This window comes from Micromonospora sp. NPDC051296, from assembly GCF_040682255.1.
GTDB lineage: Bacteria > Actinomycetota > Actinomycetes > Mycobacteriales > Micromonosporaceae > Micromonospora > Micromonospora craterilacus.
The window spans coordinates 1-2639 of the sequence record NZ_JBFBAO010000571.1 but is presented as its reverse complement, the minus strand read 5'-3'; the positions used below and the strand labels follow the sequence as shown (position 1 = coordinate 2639).

General features: G+C 69.9%; 4 protein-coding genes and 2 pseudogenes. 3 read left to right on the top strand and 3 right to left on the bottom strand.

What is annotated here, in order from left to right:
* The first annotated feature begins 63 nt into the window (after nt 1–63).
* Entirely contained in the window at nt 64–528 is a 465-nt protein-coding gene (locus tag AB0M52_RS33005; protein ID WP_363961764.1) for a helix-turn-helix domain-containing protein, read from the top strand.
* The gene (locus tag AB0M52_RS33000; protein WP_363961762.1) at nt 525–1040 is read left to right on the top strand and encodes a PIN domain-containing protein; all 516 of its coding nucleotides are present in this window, start codon (nt 525–527) and stop codon (nt 1038–1040) included. Before AB0M52_RS33005 ends, AB0M52_RS33000 begins: the two co-directional genes overlap by 4 nt.
* A 242-nt stretch (nt 1041–1282) precedes the next feature.
* On the opposite strand, the pseudogene AB0M52_RS32995 reads toward AB0M52_RS33000, so the two are convergent.
* Nucleotides 1283–1360, bottom strand: a pseudogene (locus AB0M52_RS32995) (IS5/IS1182 family transposase); the annotation flags it as partial.
* A gap of 47 nt (nt 1361–1407) precedes the next feature.
* Nucleotides 1408–1506: pseudogene (locus tag AB0M52_RS32990) on the bottom strand (AraC family transcriptional regulator); the annotation flags it as partial.
* On the opposite strand from AB0M52_RS32990, the gene AB0M52_RS32985 reads away from it, so the two are divergent.
* Nucleotides 1468–1758, top strand: a complete 291-nt coding sequence (locus AB0M52_RS32985) for a hypothetical protein (protein ID WP_363961766.1) — start codon at nt 1468–1470, stop codon at nt 1756–1758. The pseudogene AB0M52_RS32990 and the gene AB0M52_RS32985 overlap by 39 nt on opposite strands.
* Nucleotides 1759–1926: 168 nt before the next feature.
* On the opposite strand, the gene AB0M52_RS32980 is transcribed toward AB0M52_RS32985, so the two are convergent.
* The coding region (locus AB0M52_RS32980) for a rhodanese-like domain-containing protein (RefSeq protein ID WP_363961760.1) at nt 1927–2639 on the bottom strand (713 nt) is incomplete at its 5' end.

The following is a 2639-nucleotide window of genomic DNA, read 5'->3' as shown; positions in this document are numbered from 1 at the left end:
CTCAAGGATGACCTTGCGTTTTTTTCGCTTTGACGGGTAGTCTGGCCGTAGGAGGTGGCCAGCGTGACCGTAGTACCCATGGGTGGGGCTGTGCCGGACACAGCGGAGCTGCGCCGTTTCGCCCGCCGCGCGCTTCGCGGCCGTCGCCTGCGCCTGGTCGTCGACGATGAGGCGCCGGTCGACATGCCGCAGGCAGTCGGCGAGGCACTCGCCGAGATCGTGGCGATCCTGGGCGAGGGAAAGCCCGTGCTCGTCGTGCCCCAGAACACCCAGCTGACCACCGGTGAGGCGGCGCGACTGCTCGGCGTCAGCCGGCCGACGGTGGTCAAGCTGATGGAGGACGGCGTCCTGCCGTTCAGCCGCCCGAACTCCAGTCGGCGCATCGCCCTGCACGACGTCCTGGCGTACAAGGAGCAGCGGTCCCGCCGGCGACGCGAAGTGCTCGACGAGATGACCGCCGACGCCGTGGACATGGGCGTGTACGACGAGGCGATCGGCAAGGCCCGCGGCAACGATGCCGTAGCATGATCAGCGCAGTTCTGGACGCCTGCGTGCTGGTGCCCAGCGTCCTCGCCGACACGCTGCTGCGATGCGCGGAGGACGAGCACTACCGGCCGCTGTGGTCGGCTCAGATCCTGGACGAGGTCCGGCGCAACCTACCGCAATCGGTCAGCGCGGCCGCCGCGGACCGGCGCATCCGGGCGATGCGCACGTTCTTCCCCGAAGCGGAGATCGACGGTTACCAGGCGCTCGTGGACGAGATGACCAACCACCCCAAGGACCGGCACGTGTTGGCAGCGGCCGTCGCCGCCGGCGCGGACTTCATCGTGACCGCGAACCTTCGCGACTTCCCGGCGCACGCGCTCGAACCACACGCGATCGAGGCACAGCACCCCGACGACTTCCTGTGCGACCTCCTGGACGCGTCGCCCCGCCGCATCGTGCAGATCCTGCACCGGCAGGCTGACGCGACAGGCCGAAACGGGCACACCAGTTCACGGTGGAAGACGTCCTCGACGGCCTCGCCGGATGCAACGTGACCGCTTCGCTCACCGGGTGCGCGACGTCATGTAGAGCGGGCACGGCTGGTCGTCAACGGCCGCGCCCGCGCGCCGCCGTTTCAGTGCAATCGCAGCTCAGCCGCCATCGTGATCATGTAGTTGGGGTTCAACTCGCCCCTCGGACACAAACCGAATCCAACGGTGCGCGGCAAGGTCAACACTTGCCCGCACCGTTTGTGTTTCCGGGTGGTAGGTCAGGTGGAGGCCGAGGTTGCGGTAGCGTCGGCGATGACCTGCACGTTCGCCCCGTGCCGCTGGTGCCTTCCGGAGTGGTAGGGCTTCTGGCCGGCGACCCGGTCGTCGATGGCCGTGAACCCAGTCAGCGAGGACATGTCGAGGCCGACGGTCAGGCGCTGCGGAAGGTGCGGCGGTAGGCGTCCGGAGGTACGCCGATGGTGCGGTTGAAGTGTCGGCGCAGCGTTGTGGCGGTTCCCATGCCAGCCGTCTGTTCACCGTCGACGTCATCGTGCGCTCCGGCGACACGCAACGACGTGTCGCCGCCAGCGGCCAGGACATCTACGCCATCAGCGCACCGCTGGCGGTCGAAGCGGTCCATCGCCTTTTCGGCAGTCAGACAGGAACCAGCGGCGTCGCCTCCGCCGGCAAGATCTTCGACGCGCCCGACTTCCTCCGTACGCTGTCCGCGCACCTCTCGCTCGAACCGCGCCACGAGTCTCGCGTGCCACACCTCGCTTGAGGTTACCGCGGGCCGTCGGGCGTTGTGTCGGGCTTGGTGGCCAAGCACCGGTGCGTGGGTTGGGGCAGCGTCGTCATGTTGGATCCCTTCCATGTGATGGCGGTCGGTGCGGCCCCGTTGACGGGGTGGCCGTCTGGCACCAACGGCCACCCCCGTCTTCGGCGGTACTCAGGCGGCGGTGGGGTGCAGCATCGCCTGCCAGGCGCCGTAGCCGCCGAGCAGGTCGGAGACGTCCGCGCGGCCGGCGTTGCGGAGCAGGCTGGCCGCGACGGAGGAGCGGTAGCCGCCGGCGCAGTGCACGACGATCGGGCGGTCGGCCGGCACCTCGTCGAGGCGCCGGGTCAGCTCGGCGAGGGGGATGTGCAGCGAGCCGTCGACGGCGCCCTGTTCCCGCTCTCCGGCGTTGCGGACGTCGAGCACCGTCGGCGGTTCGGCCGTGTCGAGGGCCCCGCGTAGTTCGGTGGCGGTGAGCCGGCTGGCCCGGGTCATGTCAGCGACCATCTCCAGGAAGGCCGCTTCGGGCTCGCGCAGGTACCCCGCCACGTGGTCGAAGCCGATCCGAGCGAGGCGTACGACGATTTCCTCCTCCCGGTCCTGCGGGGCGACCACGAGCACCTGGCGGTCCGGCGTGATGACGCTGCCGGCGGTCTCGGCGAACCGTCCGTCGGCAGGGATGTTGATCGCACCGCGCACGTGGCCGGCGGCGTACTCCTGCGGGTCGCGGGCGTCGACCACCACCGCGCCCCCGGCACGGGTTTCGCTGAACTCGGCCGTGCGGAGCGGCCGGGGGGCCTTGGCGTGGTCGAACAATTCGCGCGCCTTGCGGTTGAGCACGGCGTCGAAGGCGAAGTAGCCGGGTGCGGCCGGCTGGCCGCCGGTGA